Consider the following 15,705-nt stretch of genomic DNA (forward strand, 5'->3'; position numbering starts at 1 on the left):
TTGATAAAACAAAACCCCACGCTTTAAAGAGCGTGGGGTTTTGTTTTATCGGCGACGGCATTTAAAGCCTGCGGCGCGGATTATTGCTTTTCACCAAAACAAACCGCTGCACATTCACGTCATTAGCGGCAATGGCTCAAACTGCCATTGGCGCCGTCAACGGCTCGTGATGGCGATAGCCGACCAGCGAGAAATCCGCGGGCTCGATTTTTTCTAGCCACTCGGGCTCATACACGCCGGTTTGCGCGTATTCCGGCACGCGCGCGGCAATCTCCAGACGCGGGCTCTCGTACGGCGTGCGCGTGAGTTGCGTTTGCAGCATCTCGAGCTGGTTTTCGTAGATGTGCGCGTCGCCGATAAAGTATGTGAACCAGCGCGGCGTATAACCCGTCAGGCGTCCAACCAGGTGCAGCAGCGCCGCGCCTTCGGTCAGATTGAACGGCGTGCCGAGACCGACATCGTTACTGCGGATATACAGGCACAGCGAGATCTCTTTGCGCGTCGCATTCGGCAGAAACTGATACAGCAGATGGCAAGCCGGCAGCGCGATTTCTTCCAGCACCGCTGGATTCCACGCGTGAAACAGAATGCGCCGGTCAGCGGGGTTCTGCATGATCGTGTCGAGGCATTGACGCAACTGGTCGATCGCCTTGTACAGCAGCACCCTGGATGTGCCGTTTTCGTCGAATGAAGTGATCAGTTGATAGCCGCGGCCCGTCGCATCCTCGATCTGGGCGCTCGCCGAAGCGTCCAGCACCTTGTAGGCGGGCCACTGGCGCCACTGCACGCCGTACACGCCGCCAAGGTCATCCGGACCTTCACGGTACGGATTGGCGAGCCACTGCGGGTTCTGGTTGGCGTTGGCGTCCCACACCTTGCAGCCGAGGTCACGAAAATCCGCCGCGCTGCGCGAGGCGCGCAAAAAGCCGATCAGCTCGCCGATTGCCGATTTGAACGCCAGCTTCTTGGTGGTGACAGCGGGGAAACCCTGCTGCAGATCGAAACGGAGCATCGCGCCCGGCATGCTGATGGTGCGGATGCCTGTGCGGTTCTCCTGCCACGTGCCGGTGTCGAGAATCAAGCGGACGAGGTCGAGGTATTGGTTCATTCGGGTTCCTTCGGCGCGGGGTCAGATGAGTAGCTGACCTGCGGGTGTTTTCGCGGAAAAACCCGATTTTAGCAAGTGCGGCCGGACCGCGCCGGACCGCCATTTTTCTGCGTTGTTTTCAGCGTTAATCGTTGCGCTGACGTCGCGCTGAAAATGCGCTGACGGTTACGTTAAGGCTTGCGTTAAGAATTGCTGTTTTGTTGCATATTAGGCTTTAAAGCGGCTTTAAAAGGTGTCTCAGATATGAGGCACTGAAGCCGGCTCGCCATGCGGCACGATATGCTCGCCTTCCATGTGACGCATGCCATGCGAACACAACAGGCGGTATAACGTGACACGCGAAATACCGAGTTCCTGCGCAGCGTCGCCAAGCCGTCCGCGATGACGCAGCAGCGCCAGTTCGATGGCCTGACGCTCCGCAGCTTCGCGCGCCTGCGCGAGCGACACCGGCACGATCTCGACGTACTCCGCCAGTTCCAGATCGCGTGCGGTAATGGCGCGGCCTTCCGACATCACGATGGCGCGCCGCACACGATTGATCAGTTCGCGCACGTTGCCAGGCCAGCTGTAATTGTGCAGTGCCGCGATTGCATCCGGCGCGAAACCTCGCAGACGGCGGCTCGCATCTTTCCTGAAACGCTCCAGCATGTGGCGCGCCAATAGTTCGATATCCTTACCACGCGCACGCAACGGCGGCTCGTCGATCTGCAACACGCACAGACGGTGATACAGGTCCGAACGGAAGCGCCCTTCGATCATCGCGGCGTTCATGTCCACGTGGGTAGCCGAGATGATGCGCACGTCCACGTCCACCGCGCCATGGCCGCCGAGGCGCTCGACCTTGCGCTCCTGCAGAAAGCGCAGCAGGCTCGCCTGGCTTTCGAGCGGCAGATCGCCGATTTCGTCGAGGAACAGCGTGCCGCCGTTGGCCGCTTCGACGCGGCCGATCTTGCGCTGATTGGCGCCGGTGAACGCGCCGCGCTCATAGCCAAACAATTCCGATTGCAGGAGATGCGGAGGAATCGCACCGCAGTTGATCGGCACGAATGGTGCGTTGCGGCGTGACGAGCGTTCGTGAATGGCGACGGCGGTGAGTTCCTTGCCGGTGCCGGATTCGCCGGAGATGAACACCGGCGCGTCGGTCATGGCAACCTTGCGGATGGAGCGGAACAGCGCCAGCATGGCGTCGCACGAACCGACCATTTCGCCTTCGGTGCCGCCGGGGCTGCCGTCGTTCGACGCGGGTTCACCCAGAGAAATCATGCCGTAGGCGTGGCCCACCGAATCCACGATGCGGTCGCCCGAATAAGGCACGGTCACGTAATCGAAACAGTAGTCGCGCACGAGGCGGCGCAATGCGGCGTCCTGCAACTGACCCGGCATGGTCGCGGCGACCCAGCCGACGTTCGGCATCGTCAGGCACGATTCGAACGCAGCAATTTCATGAGGCTGGAAGTGGCTCGACAGATCGAGCAAGCCGCCCGCTGCCATTCCGGCGCGAACGGCGCGGCGTACATCACGCGCTGATCCCACGACTTCGACATGCCAGCCGCGCTGGTGGAACCGGGTGTTCAGTTCCACACTAGGGTCACGCGAAACATAAATCAGTTGCCGCGTTGCGGATTCCATTATTCAGATCCTCTCGTCAACGAACGTTAAGGATGACGGCACGCACCTGAACACGTTTCAGACACGCTGACTCAGCCCGGTTTTCACTTTGGTGAAAAACCGAACGGCCATTCCATTCCGTGCGGACAGCTGATCCCCGAAAAGCGGCGTGTGTGATTCAGACGGCCCAGCGTCGGGCTTTTTTAAATGTGACTCTGTTTTCGAGAGCTTACTATACGCGCGTCGCTTCGAAAACAAATATGCAAATTTAAATCCGTCCCTTCACCGCTGAATAAGGCCAGACGGGCGATCGACATGTCTACGCATTCTGAATAAAACGTATTCGGGCATGTTTGCCAGGGACCAACCCTTAGCTTTCATGTACCGGCGCTAATTACCGATTTCCGGTATTTCCTGCCGCCCGTTTCAGGGCTGAAACGTTTTTGCCTGCTTTTCAGTAAAAACCATCTTACTCCTACTATCTGCTCCAGTCGCATCAACGGATTGAGCCGGATGGCACACGTTTCGCTAAATGCTGTGCACCAAGGAGACACACCATGCGACTCGCTTTCCGCACCAACCTGCACCAACTGCCGCTGTGCGCCGCGCTGTGTGCCATTGCCGGTTTGTTGAGCGTCCCGCAGGTCGCCGCTGCGCAAGATTCTGTCCCCGTAACACCCGCTGCAAACGCAGCGTTTGTCACCGTAACAGACACGTCGTCCGCAGTGAATGTGCCCGCTCCAGCGAGTGCCGACACGACGACTCAGGCAACCGCTTCCGGGGACCCCGCAAAAGCCAACCTGACGCCCGATGCCTCGTCGTTCAGCGATGTCTCGCTCGACGACCAGGTGCTGTCGCGTCAACGCGGTGGCTTCAGCGGCATGTTGATGGTCGCGGCGACCCCGCAACTGATGCGCGGCGCGAACAGCGGCGGCAATGGCGTGACGTTGTGGGACGAGATCGCCCCGCCCTCGCCGATGCCGATTCCGCTCGATGCCGCGGCCAACGCGCAGGGCAACGTTGCAGCTTATCAGCGCAAGTGACCGCCCATCCACAGATCACTGCTCGCTCACATGCTTACTAAAACAGGCGCTCGCCAGCAAGGACATGAAATGAACACCTCAACCCGGATGCCGCGTCCCCGCCTCCGCCTCGCTCCTTCGGTGCGTGTGCTGCTCGGCGTGTTGGTCAGCGTGGTGGCGGCCGGCATTGCAGTGAGCGCCTTCGCCCAGCAGTCGATCAACCCCGGCGACATCATCGTCGAACGTCAGGTCACGCCGCGTGATGCCTTCGACGCCGTGCCGAAGAGCCAGGACCCGGTGGCCGTGCGGGCCACGACCTTCCCGGCCAACTCGTTCGATCCGGCCATGGCCGCGCTCGTGAGCGACACCGATCTGGTCAACGCACACGGATCGAGCGGCGTCGGCGGCGACGCCGCATTGAGCGGCACGGGCCTGCAAGCCGTCACGCAGATTCTGAGCGGCAAGGCGACCGGCAACAACGTCGCGCTGAACGCCGGCAGCATCGGTCAACCGGCAGCAGGTGTGGGCGGCACGATCACCTCGTCGGTGGTGGGCGCGCTGGCGCCGCTGTCCTCGGCTCTGGGCGGCGCACTCGGAGGCATGAAATGAGCACCGTCCGTCATCTGCGCAAGGCCTGCCTCGGCGTGGGCGTGAGCGCGAGCCTCGTAGCAGGCAGCGCGTATGCGCAGGCGCTGCCGGGCGTCGGCGCCACGGCGACGATCGCCACGGGCGCCGCAGCCGGCTCGACCGGTGCGATCACGGTGAACGAAACGGCCGGGCTGAACAACGCCCAGGCCAATCAGGTGACGATTACCACAGCAGGCGCGATCGGCAACGACAACGCCAGCCTGCAAAGCGCGACTGGCGCGGCGCGCGTGACCAACGCCCGCGCGTCGATACAGGGCAGTGCATTTTCCAATACGTCCGGAGCGGTGCTGGTGAATCAGTCTGCGGGCGCAGGGAATCTTCAACGCAACAGTACGCAGATCGGTACTGCGGCGGTTGGAGTCGAGACCGTCTCGGATGGGGAGCTATCCGCGACGGCCGCGAAAAACGGCGGTCTGGGTCAATCGATCGGGGTTAATAGCGTACGCGAGGCCAACATATCAAACGAAGCCTTCAAGAACGTCAGCGGGATCGTTCAGATCAACCAGGCAGCTGGTGCCGGTAACGCCACGGCAAACAGTTTTGTGCTCCGTCCCCCGGCGGGCACTTCTTTTAACTGACAACACAAGTATCGGAGCGAAAAATCATGAAGCGCACTCTCATTGCAGCAGCCGTTCTCATCACCGCTACGGGCAGCGCATTCGCTGGGCCGAAAGACCCGTACATCTTCAACGCCACGCTGGTCGGCGAAGAAGTGGGCATCGAAGGATGGGTTGGCCTGTACGGCTGCGTCCACGTGTCCAGCAGCGCTGGCGCGGTGATCAACAACAACCAGAGCGTCAACGTTCACGCCTCGCTGGATCCGCAAGCGCAAAGCTTCACGGTGGGCCGGGTCACGACGTCGTACGACAACAGCATGCACAGCGTGTCGGGCACCGGTGCCAACAGCACGTATAACTACAGCGGCTTCAGCACCGCGCAGCAAGGCATGTCGACCCACACGTCGAGCAACACGGATGTCGCCGGTTCGACCACGACGCGCAGCTCGTCGAGCGCCTATGCATACGGCAACCAGGCTTCGGTCGGCGAAAGCAGCGCCTACCATGCCACGAGCGACAACGGCAGCGCCCACGACAGCACCATCGCCGCCGGCCTGACCACGACGGACAACAGCGCCTACAGCAACACCAACAACCGTGGCCGCTCGACCACCGTGTCCGGTTCGCAGGCCGCAGCAGGCACGGTCACGCTGTCGGGCAGCGTCAAGTCGAAGGGCAACCTCGCCAACGGCTCCGCCAGCGTCACGCTGTCGGGCTCGGAAGGCACGGCTGCTACGGCGACCCGCTCGGGCGAAACCAGCACGGCTTCGAACGGCACACATTCGTACGGTTCGGTCAGCACGCTGAACGGCTCGCTCGCAACGACCAACGCCAACGCTTCGTACGCTGACGGCACGCAAAGCTTCGGTGCTTCGGCACAAGACAGCGGCTCGGGCTCGAAGGCACGTACTTCGACCGACACGTATGCCCACAACTCGTCGTCGACCCGCACGAACACCGAATCGGGTTCGTCGTCCTACGCAACCGCAACGGGTTCGACGCATGCCTGGGGCTACAGCGTGAACGATTCGCTGAACACCACCAACGAAATGGTGACGGGCAGCGTGACGCAGGTCTACAACACGCAAGTGGCCGGCACGCTGAACGCCACCACCGGCACGGGTGCAGCGTCGGGCGTCTCGGGCAACCTGGGTATCAACATCGGCGAAGGTATCGACAACGCCCAGAGCAACGATACGTCGCTCGCTTCGGTGGATGTCGGCAACGTGTTCGGCAATGCGCAGGTGTTCAGCACGCAGTCGTCGGCAGGCAACGCGAAGATCAACAACTTCAACCTGAATGCGTCGATCGGCGACAGCTCGCTGCAAAACGTGTCGGGCAACGTTGGTGTGAACGTGGCCTCGGGTATCGGCAACGTGCAGAACAACAGCCTTGCTGGTGCAGTGACGACGACCAATGCAGGTCAGGCACTGACCACGGCAATGGTTGCCACGGATGACAACTCGCAAGCGGCTTCGATGCAGGTGAGCGGGCAATTCCAGGGCACCGCGATGCTGGGCGCCAATGCACTGTCGGGTTCGCAAGGCAACATCGGCGTGAACATCGCCGGCGGCGCAGGCAACCTGCAGCACAACGGCCTCGCCATCGCAGCACTGAACAGCGGCAAGTAAAACAAACGTTGGGGGACGCGCCGGCGGGCGGTATCGCCGGCGCGCATAAAAGCAGGAGACCAGCATGACCGGGTTCGTACGTGTCCCGGCGCTACGGCTAGCCGTTGCGCTGGCGTGTGGTTCTGTGTGGGGCGTCTCGCACGCACAGTCGACCATCGATACCAACACCTTCGTGGGCGTGCCGTTAGTCAAGACGGTCCGCTCCATGAAAGATATCCGCTACAGCCACATCGTCAGCCAGCAATACGACTATAGCTGCGGTGCGGCCGCCCTCGCGACGCTACTCAAATTCGGCTACGGAATAGATATTCCGGAGACCGAACTGATTCGCCGGATGATGGTGTTCTCGACGCCGCAAGTGGTCGTCAAGAACGGCTTTTCGATGCTCGACATGAAGAAGTTCGTCGAAACCATCGGACTGCGCGGGCGCGGTTTTCGGGTCAATACGGACGCGCTGTATCACCTGCAGATCCCCGTGATGGTCCTGATGAACATCAATGGCTACGAACACTTCGTGATCGTCAAGCACGCCGCCGACGGCCGCATTTTCATTGCGGACCCGGCTCTCGGCAACCGCATCGTGCGCGAAGACGATTTCACGAAGAGCTGGAACGGCCTGGTGTTCGCGGTGCTTGGCAAACCCTTCAGGGAGGATTCCCCGCTGTTGCAGGACAACGAGTCGCTGGCCCTCAAGCTGCGCGCGAATGCGCTGGCAACCGGGACGGCGGCGACACCTTTTGTGGAGTACGGCTTGATCAAGGCAGAACTGTTCTGACGCAACCATGAAACGCCACCTCTCACAATTGGGCCTCGCGTTATGCACCACGATGTGCGGCCTGAATCACGGCGCTTTTGCCGCCGACATCGCCGGCTTGCCACCGGTGCCCGAATTTCTTTCGTCCCATGAAGCCGCGCCGCAAACGCTAAAAGTCGTGGCCGTGGACGACGACGTACTCGAACAACAGACCGGCAAATCCGCCGGCGGCGGCACGATGATTTCCGGGTTCGTTCTGAACCTGCTGTCTCAATGGAATTTGCCGAACGGCGTGAGTGCCCTTGCGCAAGGCACGCTCACCGCGACGCAGACCGCGGCCGGCCAGATCGCCACCACGGTGAGCACGCTCGCTCAGGTCACCAGTAACGCGCTGGGCAATAACGGCAGCACGGGTGCGGGGAACACCGGTGCGAATGCGAATGCCAGCGTGAGCGGTGGACAGAACGTCTCCGTGAACGGTGTCTCGCAGGTCACCCAGGTGGCAGGCAACAACAACCTGGGCACCAACGCAGCGCAGATCGACTTCACCAATACGCCTGTCACGCCGGCAAGCGGTAACGGTGCGCTCTCCGCAGCAGCCTCCAATTCGACCGGCACCGTCAAGGCCGGCATTGCGTTTGGCAGCAACGGTGTAACGGTGGCCCTGCAAACACCAGCGGGACTGGCCAGACAAACCATCGCGCCGAGTAATGCGCAGATCGCGCAGTTGCTGCAGATAGCCGGCAGCAACCAGCAGGTCGCCAATCAGTTGCAGCTCAGCTTGCAGACGACGCAGATGTCCGCCGCGATGGTTCGTCAGCTTGGCGTTCTGCAAGCCTTGCAAAACAGCGCCAGCTCGAGGAGATAACCCAGGGGAGAAAAAAAGTGGGCCGCCACCCGCGAAAAAACAAGAAGCAACAACTACGCACGCAGTACAGATAGCACGGCGCGCAGCCTGGAGAACCGGGCAGCGTGCCGTCAGAAATACCGGGGGAATAAAAATGAATAACGCACCAGGAACCGGAGTGCCCCGCACGGCACTGGCGGCGATTCCAATCGCCGTCATGCTGTTCGCACTCTCTCAGACAGCGGGCGCGCAGGCGCTCGCCAATCAATCCGTCGACGATCGGCTCAATATGCTGATGCGTGTGGTCGACGAGCAGCAGAAGCAGATCAATTCGCTGGAACAGCAGGTCGTCAATCTGGAGATGTCACAACGCGGCCGCGGCCTGTCCGGGCCCGCTACGGGTCCCGACGGCACGACGGTGGCCGAGCAGCCGGGCGCCGATGGCCTGCCCGTGCCGCTGCCGCCGCTTGCCCAGGTCAGTCCTGGCGCGCCTGCGCCCGGCAGCGCAACCGGCACGGCGACGGGCGTCCCCGTCACGCCGCCCACGCCGGACGAAAGCAGTAACAGCTCGGGCGCGACCGCAGGCGGTCTACCCGCTGCTTCCGATGGCTCCGGTGCGGGCGCCGTGGGGCAAACCCAGAAAGCCGCGCAGCCGGTGCGCACGCAATCCGAAGAAGCCGTCGCGCAGCAACAGAACGCGGCCCTCTTCGCGCACAGCCTGACGTTCGACTGGGGCATCAGCGACACCTACTACGATCGCCGCCAGCTCCAGCTCTCCGGCTTCCTCGCGCTCGATGCGATTTTCCTCGGCAACATCAATCTGGGCGAGACCAAGTCGCACCAGGTGATGGCCGATCTGGACACCCGCTACGGGCTCACCGACCGCATCAGCGTCGACGTGGACGTGCCGTACATCTACCGGCACAGCAACTTCATCGTCGGCGGCGCCGGCGGTGCGGCCAACACGCTCTCGGATGCGTCGGCCAATTCGAGCGATATCGGCGACGTCAACTTCGGGATCTACTACCAGTTCCTGAAAGAGACCAACAATCTGCCCGACCTCGTGGGCAGTCTGCGCATCAAGGCGCCGACTGGCTCCTCACCCTTCGGCATCAAGCTGCAACAGGTCGATGCCGACAACACCAACCTCGTCGCCCCGAGCAAGCTGCCCACCGGCACCGGCTTCTGGAACATCACGGCGGGTATGTCGGTGTTGAAGACCTACGACCCGGTCGTGCTGTTCGGCAGCCTCTCCTACACCTACAACGTGGCCCGCTCGTTCGCGGACATCTCGTCGGTGGAAGGCCAGACCGAACCGGCCACGGTCAAGCTCGGCGACATCGTGCAGTTCGGCGGCGGCGTTGCCCTGGCGTTCTCGGACAAGGATTCGGCAAGCATCTCGTACACGATGGCGCTCGAACCGGAGTCCGAAACCAAAGCGCCGGGCAGCAGCTATTCGAAGGTGCCCGGCAGCGAAACCGCTGCTGCCGCGCTCAACTTCGGGCTGAACCACGTGGTGAACAAGCACTTGACGATCAACGGCTCGGTGTCCGTCGGCCTCACGCCCGACGCACCGAACTTCGTGGTCGGCGTGCGGTTCCCCTACACATTTTGATGTGCCAACAAGACGAGGTTGATCGTGCGCGAATCATCCCATTTGACTAGTGTTCCGCCGCCCTCCGGTACGCATCTTTCGCTCGCCAGACCGCTGGACGTCAGCCTGATGCGTCCACAGGAAAGCGCGCTGCCCGCCGAGCGGCGCGAACCGCCTGCGACCGAAGAGAAAAACGTCGCGGCGCCCCCGCTCGCGCATACCGAACGCATCGTGATGTACGTCTCGCGCAGCGTCGATGAGGCGCTCGTCGCGCATCTGAAAAGCCGCGACTGGACGGTGGTGGTGGCGCGCTCGGCGCACGAGGTGTTGCGTCTGCTCAAGCCCGATACGGTGTGCGCCGGGATCGTGGATCTGGCCAGTTTTCCGCCGCGCGACATTGGCGGCCTCGAAGCGAGCCTGCGCCAGCAGCAGGTGGGCTGGATCGCGCTCGCGACGCCGCAACGGCTGGCCGACCCAGACGCACGCCGCCTGATCCGCCACTACTGCTTCGACTACATCAAGACGCCGGTCGCGCACGCGACGATCGACTATCTGGTCAGCCACGCATTCGGCATGGTGACGCTGTGCGATCCGGAAGAGACGCCGCCGGTCTCGACGGGCGGCGACGACGAGATGGTCGGCACCTGCGAGGCGATGCAGCAGCTCTTTCGCACTATCCGCAAGGTCGCCAATACGGATGCCAGTGTGTTCATCTCCGGCGAATCGGGTACCGGCAAGGAACTCACCGCGCTCGCAATCCACGAGCGTTCGCCGCGCCGCAAGGCGCCGTTCGTCGCCATCAACTGCGGGGCAATTCCGCATCATCTGTTGCAGTCCGAATTATTCGGCTACGAACGGGGCGCGTTCACCGGCGCGAACCAGCGCAAGATTGGCCGGGTGGAAGCGGCAGACGGCGGCACGCTGCTGCTGGATGAAATCGGCGACTTGCCGCTGGAAAGCCAGGCAAGCCTGCTGCGTTTTTTACAGGAAGGCAAGATCGAACGGCTGGGCGGGCGCGAGTCCATTCCGGTGGATGTGCGGATCATTTCGGCCACCCACGTGGACCTCGAAAGCGCCATGCGCGACGGACATTTTCGCGCGGACCTGTTTCACCGCCTGTGCGTGCTGCGCGTCGACGAGCCGCCGCTGCGCGCCCGTGGCAAGGACATCGAAATTCTTGCCCATCACATCCTGCACAAGTTCAAGACCGACAGCACGCGCAAGATTCGTGGCTTCATGCCGTCGGCGATCGAGGCCATGCATAACTACAACTGGCCCGGCAACGTGCGCGAGATGATCAACCGCGTGCGCCGCGCCATCGTCATGGCGGAAAACAAGCTGATTTCCGCCGACGATCTCGATCTTGCGCACTTCACCGCTCAGCAAAGCGTGAGCCTCTCGCAAGCCCGCGAAGCCGCCGAGAAGCGTGCCATCGAAGCAGCCTTGCTGCGTCATCGGCATCGTCTGACCGAGGCGGCGGCGGATCTCGGCATATCGCGCGTCACGCTGCACCGGTTGATGGGTGTGCATGACCTGCGCGAGATGACCGAGGTGGACGAAAAGTCGCTGTTCGGTGACGGCGCAGCGGCGCGCGAATGAAGCAAAGTGGCGGGTAACGGGGGCTCGCCGGGCCTCAGGTAGAATCGTAACGATTCCGTTACCCTGTTCACTCCATGACGACGCTCACCCTGATCGTCGCTCGCGCCCGCAATGGCGTGATCGGCCGCGACAACCAGCTTCCCTGGCGTTTGCCGGAAGATCTGGCCTTCTTCAAGCGCACGACGATGGGCGCACCCATCATCATGGGCCGCAAGACCCATGAGTCGATTGGCCGGCCATTGCCGGGGCGCCGCAATATCGTGGTGACGCGCAACGCGCAGCGCCGCTTCACAGGCTGTGATACCGCCACCAATCTCGACGAGGCGCTCAGCCTCGCGGGTCAGGACCAGGCGCCGGAGGCCTTTTTGATTGGCGGTGCGGAACTGTATGGCGAGGGGCTGGCGCACGCCGACAAGCTGATCATCACCGAGATTTCGGTTGATTTCGACGGTGACGCCCATTTCGCGGCGCTCGATCCGCAGGAATGGGAAGAAGTGGCACATGAGACGCATCGCGCCCATGCGCCAAACGAATTCGATTACGCGTTCGTCACGTATCGGCGCAAAGGCGCGGTCGCCGAGGCGCGGCAGGCGTCGGCGGCCTGAGGTGGCGTAGCGCTGCAGGTAAGCGCTGGTGTTCGAAAGACATGAAACAGAAAGGCCACGGAAACATCGTTTCCGTGGCCTTTCTGTTTGTTTGTGGCTCGGGCAAAGCCGGTTTGAAACCTGGGCTTCGCGCCGCGCGATCAGCGGCCACGATGCCCCGGCTTTTTCCGGACGTTACTGGCCAGCAATCGTCATGCGTTCGATCAGCACCGAGCCGGTCTGCTTGGTACCGCGCACGATGGTATCCGCGCCGACCGCGACGATATGGCGGAACATCTCCTGCAGCGTGCTCGCCACCGTGATTTCTTCCACCGGATACTGGATCTTGCCGTTCTCCACCCAGAAACCCGACGCGCCGCGCGAATAGTCGCCCGTCACGTAGTTGACGCCCTGCCCCATCAGTTCGGTCAGCAGCAAACCGGTGCCGAGCTTTTTCAGCATGGCTTCGAAATCGTCCTCGGGACGCGTGTTCGAGCTGAGCAGCGACAGGTTATGCGAGCCGCCGGCGTTACCCGTGGTTTGCATGCCGAGCTTGCGTGCCGAATAGGTGGACAGGAAATAGCCTTCCACGACGCCGTCTTTCACCACCGAACGCTGTTTGGTACGCACGCCTTCTTCGTCGAAAGGAGCGCTGCCCATCGCACGCGCCACGTGCGGATCTTCGACCACCTGGATGTGCGGCGCGAACACCGGCTTGCCCAGGCTGTCGACCAGGAACGAGGTCTTGCGATACAGCGCGCCGCCGCTCACCGCCTGCACGAACGCGCCGAGGATGCCCGCTGCAAGCGGCGCCTCGAACAGCACCGGCACCTTGCGCGTATCGAGGCCGCGTGCGCCGATCCGGGCCAGCGCCCGCTCCGCCGCATAGCGTCCGATGGCTTCCGGCTCGGCCAGTTCGCCGGCGCTGCGCTTCGAGGTGTACCAGTCGTCGCGCTGCATGTTGCGCCCGCTGCCGGCGATCGGCGCGCATGCCACGTAATGACGCGAATACGGATAGCCCGCGAGGAAACCGCGCGAGGTGGCCAACACAAACTGCGAATGCTGTGCCGACACGCTCGCACCTTCCGAATTGCGAATCTGCGGACTAGTGGCGAACGCAGCGTCTTCGGCGCGGCGGGCAATCTCGACCGCTTCATCCGCGCTCAGATTCCACGGGTGATACAGGTCGAGGTCGCGCGGCGACGTTTCGAGCAACTCCGCCTCGGCGAGGCCCGCGCAGTCGTCTTCCGCCGTGAAGCGCGCAATGTTGTAGGCGGCCGCGACCGTGTCCTTCAAGGCCTGCGACGAGAAGTCCGAAGTGCTCGCGTTGCCGCGCTTGTTGCCGATGAACACCGTCACGCCGACCATCTTGTCGCGATTGTGTTCGATCGTCTCGACCTCGCCACGCCGCACGGAGACGGACAGGCCGTCGCCTTCGGAGATTTCGGTCGCCGCGTCGGTGCCGCCGAGCGACTTCGCGTGACGCAGGATGTCCGAGGCGATTTCCTTCAGCTCATCCTGGGTATGCGGGAAAAAACGCTGTCTGACGTCCATGTCTGCTGCCATATTCGTTGCCGTCCTGTTCGGGGCCGAAGCGGCCCGCGGGTATGTTCTCAAGTACGTCGCTACGTATCCCGCGATCATAGCAAGGTCCGCGCTGGCGTACCTGGCATTCGCCTGCAGCCATTGTGGTCGCTCATGCGTCGACGGTCTGCCGTCACGCCACGGCCGCCATACGCTGCTCGGCCTCACGCGCCGCAAGCCCTGCGCGCCGCTCCGCTACAATATCGGTATGACACGCAAAACCCGCATTCAACCGATGGAAGCCGCCGCCGAGAACGTCGTCGACGAGAACGGCTACGACCGTCCCAGCAAGTCCCAGCTCAAGCGCGAAATGCACGCGCTGCAGGAACTGGGCGAGGCGCTGATCGCCCTGCCCAAAGACGCGCTCAAGCGCATGCCGATGCCCGAAAAGCTCGACGACGCAGTTCGCGAAGCACGCCGCATCACCGATCACGAAGGCAAACGCCGTCAGGTGCAGTACGTGGGGCGCGTGATGCGCTCGCTGCACGACGACGAAACCGCCGCGCTGCGCACCGCGCTGGATTCATACAACGGCATCAACAAGGCCGAGACGGCACGGCTGCACTGGATCGAGCGCACCCGCGAGAAACTGCTCGCCGACGACGCCGCGCTCACCGAATTCATTCGCCAGCACCCCGCCGCCGACCCGCAGGAAGGCCGCACGCTGATCCGCAACGCCCGCAAGGAGGCGCAGCAGAGCAAGCCGCCGCGCTATTTCCGCGAGCTGTTCCAGTGGATCAAGAACGCCGATGGTCCCGAGGCGTCGGATGACGCCGATGAATCCGACGCGCCGGAAGACGACCATGACGAAGATCGCGCGTAATCATCCGGATGAACTCGTGATCGGCCTCGTGTCGATCAGCGACCGGGCCAGCACGGGTGTCTACGAGGACAAAGGCATTCCATCTTTGCAGGAATGGCTGGGCACGGCGTTGAGTTCGCCCTGGCAGGTTGTCACGCGGCTGATTCAGGACGACGCGCCGACCATCTCGGCGACGCTCGTTGAACTGGTGGACACGCTAGGGTGCGATCTGGTGCTGACCACGGGCGGCACCGGGCCTTCCCGGCGCGATGTGACGCCGGAAGCGACGCTTGCGGTGGGAACGAAAGAAATGCCCGGTTTCGGCGAGCAGATGCGGCAGATCAGCCTGAATTTCGTGCCGACCGCCATTCTGTCGCGCCAGGTGGCGGTGATCCGCGAAACTGCCGACCATGCGGCGCTGATCGTCAATCTGCCGGGGCAGCCGAAGTCGATTCGGGAAACGCTGGAAGGCCTGCGCGATGACGCAGGCGTGGCAAAGGTGCCGGGGATTTTCGCCGCCGTGCCGTACTGTATCGACCTGATCGGCGGTCCGTATGTGGAAACCAGTCCGGCGGTCGTGAAGGCGTTCCGGCCGAAGAACGCGGTGCGGGCGCCGCGTCAGGGGTGAAGCTGGGCGCGAGAAGCGCTGCGTGGCACGGCGAGGCACACGGTCCTCGCCTGCCAGCAACAGCCACCCAGGCTTCTTATACCTACGCTCAAGCTTCCGCTACCGGCGCACTGGCTGCCGGAATCAGGAAGTGCTCGCGGTAGTACTTGAGTTCGTCGATCGACTCATGGATATCGGCCAGCGCGGTATGCATGGCGCGCTTCTGGAAACCCTTATAGATGGCGGGCTGCCAGCGGCGGCACAATTCCTTGAGCGTGCTCACGTCGAGATTGCGGTAATGGAAGAAGCGCTCCAGATCCGGCATCCAGCGCGCCATGAAGCGGCGGTCCTGGCAGATGGAATTACCGCACATGGGCGACTTGCCCGGCGGCACGAACTGGCCGAGGAACGTGCGAATCTGCTCGGTGGCTTGCGCTTCGTCAATGGTCGATGCGCGCACCCGGTCGATCAGCCCCGAACGGCCATGGGTGTTCTGATTCCACTCGTCCATCTTGTTGAGCGTTTCATCGCTCTGATGAATGGCCAGCACCGGACCTTCGACAAGCCGGTCGAGCGTGGAATTGGTCACCACCACGGCGATCTCGATGATGCGGTCGGTGTCCGGTTCGAGCCCGGTCATTTCCATGTCCAGCCAGATCAGATTCATGTCGCTGCGGACGAGCGCGGGCGACTCAGCGGATTCGAGGATGTCAGTCATGAAGGCAACCTTAATGAACGGCACCGCGCGCCTTCGCAAGAC

15 protein-coding genes are annotated in these 15,705 nt (G+C 62.7%); 11 read left to right on the top strand and 4 right to left on the bottom strand.

Going from position 1 to position 15,705, the window contains the following annotated elements:
• Positions 1–136: 136 nt before the first annotated feature.
• Together D0B32_RS17145 and D0B32_RS17150 are read right to left on the bottom strand one after the other, a co-directional pair.
• Positions 137–1,108 (bottom strand): thymidylate synthase, encoded by a 972-nt coding sequence (locus tag D0B32_RS17145; protein ID WP_117335169.1) that lies wholly within the window; start codon positions 1,106–1,108, stop codon positions 137–139.
• Positions 1,109–1,345: 237 nt separating this feature from the next.
• Positions 1,346–2,737, bottom strand: a complete 1,392-nt coding sequence (locus tag D0B32_RS17150; RefSeq protein ID WP_117335170.1) for a sigma-54 dependent transcriptional regulator — start codon at positions 2,735–2,737, stop codon at positions 1,346–1,348.
• A 536-nt stretch (positions 2,738–3,273) separates the two neighbouring features.
• Between D0B32_RS17150 and D0B32_RS17155 the strand changes: the two genes are divergently transcribed.
• The 9 genes from D0B32_RS17155 (at position 3,274) to D0B32_RS17195 (ending at position 11,973) form a co-directional block, all read left to right on the top strand.
• Complete coding sequence (locus tag D0B32_RS17155; RefSeq protein ID WP_117335171.1) at positions 3,274–3,759, top strand: hypothetical protein; 486 nt, start codon at positions 3,274–3,276, stop codon at positions 3,757–3,759.
• Between the two features lie 69 nt (positions 3,760–3,828).
• Positions 3,829–4,347 (top strand): hypothetical protein, encoded by a 519-nt coding sequence (locus D0B32_RS17160; protein WP_117335172.1) that lies wholly within the window; start codon positions 3,829–3,831, stop codon positions 4,345–4,347.
• Positions 4,344–4,964: a hypothetical protein gene (locus tag D0B32_RS17165; protein WP_117335173.1), complete on the top strand. Its 621-nt coding sequence runs from the start codon at positions 4,344–4,346 to the stop codon at positions 4,962–4,964. The genes D0B32_RS17160 and D0B32_RS17165 overlap by 4 nt, the downstream gene beginning before the upstream one ends.
• Before the next feature lie 26 nt (positions 4,965–4,990).
• Positions 4,991–6,574 carry a hypothetical protein gene (locus D0B32_RS17170; protein WP_117335174.1) on the top strand — a complete coding sequence of 528 codons (1,584 nt, stop codon included), beginning with the start codon at positions 4,991–4,993 and terminating at the stop codon, positions 6,572–6,574.
• Between the two features lie 64 nt (positions 6,575–6,638).
• Positions 6,639–7,349, top strand: a complete 711-nt coding sequence (locus D0B32_RS17175; RefSeq protein ID WP_117335175.1) for a C39 family peptidase — start codon at positions 6,639–6,641, stop codon at positions 7,347–7,349.
• Positions 7,350–7,356: 7 nt separating this feature from the next.
• Entirely contained in the window at positions 7,357–8,196 is an 840-nt protein-coding gene (locus tag D0B32_RS17180; protein WP_117335176.1) for a peptidase C39, read from the top strand.
• Positions 8,197–8,329: 133 nt separating this feature from the next.
• On the top strand, positions 8,330–9,790 hold the full coding sequence (locus D0B32_RS17185; RefSeq protein WP_117335177.1) for a hypothetical protein: 1,461 nt from the start codon (positions 8,330–8,332) through the stop codon (positions 9,788–9,790).
• Between the two features lie 108 nt (positions 9,791–9,898).
• Positions 9,899–11,368, top strand: a complete 1,470-nt coding sequence (locus D0B32_RS17190; protein ID WP_220444941.1) for a sigma-54 dependent transcriptional regulator — start codon at positions 9,899–9,901, stop codon at positions 11,366–11,368.
• 74 nt (positions 11,369–11,442) lie between these two features.
• The gene (locus D0B32_RS17195) at positions 11,443–11,973 is read left to right on the top strand and encodes a dihydrofolate reductase (RefSeq protein ID WP_117335178.1); all 531 of its coding nucleotides are present in this window, start codon (positions 11,443–11,445) and stop codon (positions 11,971–11,973) included.
• A 174-nt stretch (positions 11,974–12,147) separates the two neighbouring features.
• Here D0B32_RS17195 and pmbA read toward each other — a convergent pair whose 3' ends face one another.
• Positions 12,148–13,518 (bottom strand): metalloprotease PmbA, encoded by a 1,371-nt coding sequence (pmbA, locus tag D0B32_RS17200; protein WP_117335179.1) that lies wholly within the window; start codon positions 13,516–13,518, stop codon positions 12,148–12,150.
• Positions 13,519–13,744: 226 nt separating this feature from the next.
• Between pmbA and yjgA the strand changes: the two genes are divergently transcribed.
• Together yjgA and mog are read left to right on the top strand one after the other, a co-directional pair.
• Entirely contained in the window at positions 13,745–14,359 is a 615-nt protein-coding gene (gene yjgA, locus D0B32_RS17205) for a ribosome biogenesis factor YjgA (RefSeq protein WP_117335400.1), read from the top strand.
• Positions 14,340–14,966, top strand: coding sequence for a molybdopterin adenylyltransferase (gene mog, locus D0B32_RS17210; RefSeq protein ID WP_117335180.1), 627 nt, complete (start codon positions 14,340–14,342; stop codon positions 14,964–14,966). The genes yjgA and mog overlap by 20 nt, the downstream gene beginning before the upstream one ends.
• Before the next feature lie 88 nt (positions 14,967–15,054).
• Here mog and orn read toward each other — a convergent pair whose 3' ends face one another.
• Positions 15,055–15,663, bottom strand: a complete 609-nt coding sequence (gene orn / locus D0B32_RS17215; protein ID WP_117335181.1) for an oligoribonuclease — start codon at positions 15,661–15,663, stop codon at positions 15,055–15,057.
• Positions 15,664–15,705 lie beyond the last annotated feature (42 nt).

This window comes from Paraburkholderia sp. DHOC27 (assembly GCF_003429005.1).
Classification (GTDB): Bacteria; Pseudomonadota; Gammaproteobacteria; order Burkholderiales; family Burkholderiaceae; genus Paraburkholderia.

Excerpts from the sequence above, each read along its gene's own strand:
- D0B32_RS17165 (WP_117335173.1), top strand. The coding sequence starts at position 4,344 with ATGAGCACCGTCCGTCATCTGCGCAAGGCCTGCCTCGGCGTGGGCGTG.
- pmbA (WP_117335179.1), bottom strand. The coding sequence starts at position 13,518 with ATGGCAGCAGACATGGACGTCAGACAGCGTTTTTTCCCGCATACCCAG.
- D0B32_RS17195 (WP_117335178.1), top strand. The coding sequence starts at position 11,443 with ATGACGACGCTCACCCTGATCGTCGCTCGCGCCCGCAATGGCGTGATC.
- D0B32_RS17180 (WP_117335176.1), top strand. The coding sequence starts at position 7,357 with ATGAAACGCCACCTCTCACAATTGGGCCTCGCGTTATGCACCACGATG.
- D0B32_RS17175 (WP_117335175.1), top strand. The coding sequence starts at position 6,639 with ATGACCGGGTTCGTACGTGTCCCGGCGCTACGGCTAGCCGTTGCGCTG.
- mog (WP_117335180.1), top strand. The coding sequence starts at position 14,340 with ATGACGAAGATCGCGCGTAATCATCCGGATGAACTCGTGATCGGCCTC.
- orn (WP_117335181.1), bottom strand. The coding sequence starts at position 15,663 with ATGACTGACATCCTCGAATCCGCTGAGTCGCCCGCGCTCGTCCGCAGC.
- D0B32_RS17185 (WP_117335177.1), top strand. The coding sequence starts at position 8,330 with ATGAATAACGCACCAGGAACCGGAGTGCCCCGCACGGCACTGGCGGCG.
- D0B32_RS17150 (WP_117335170.1), bottom strand. The coding sequence starts at position 2,737 with ATGGAATCCGCAACGCGGCAACTGATTTATGTTTCGCGTGACCCTAGT.
- yjgA (WP_117335400.1), top strand. The coding sequence starts at position 13,745 with ATGACACGCAAAACCCGCATTCAACCGATGGAAGCCGCCGCCGAGAAC.
- D0B32_RS17190 (WP_220444941.1), top strand. The coding sequence starts at position 9,899 with ATGCGTCCACAGGAAAGCGCGCTGCCCGCCGAGCGGCGCGAACCGCCT.
- D0B32_RS17155 (WP_117335171.1), top strand. The coding sequence starts at position 3,274 with ATGCGACTCGCTTTCCGCACCAACCTGCACCAACTGCCGCTGTGCGCC.
- D0B32_RS17145 (WP_117335169.1), bottom strand. The coding sequence starts at position 1,108 with ATGAACCAATACCTCGACCTCGTCCGCTTGATTCTCGACACCGGCACG.
- D0B32_RS17160 (WP_117335172.1), top strand. The coding sequence starts at position 3,829 with ATGAACACCTCAACCCGGATGCCGCGTCCCCGCCTCCGCCTCGCTCCT.
- D0B32_RS17170 (WP_117335174.1), top strand. The coding sequence starts at position 4,991 with ATGAAGCGCACTCTCATTGCAGCAGCCGTTCTCATCACCGCTACGGGC.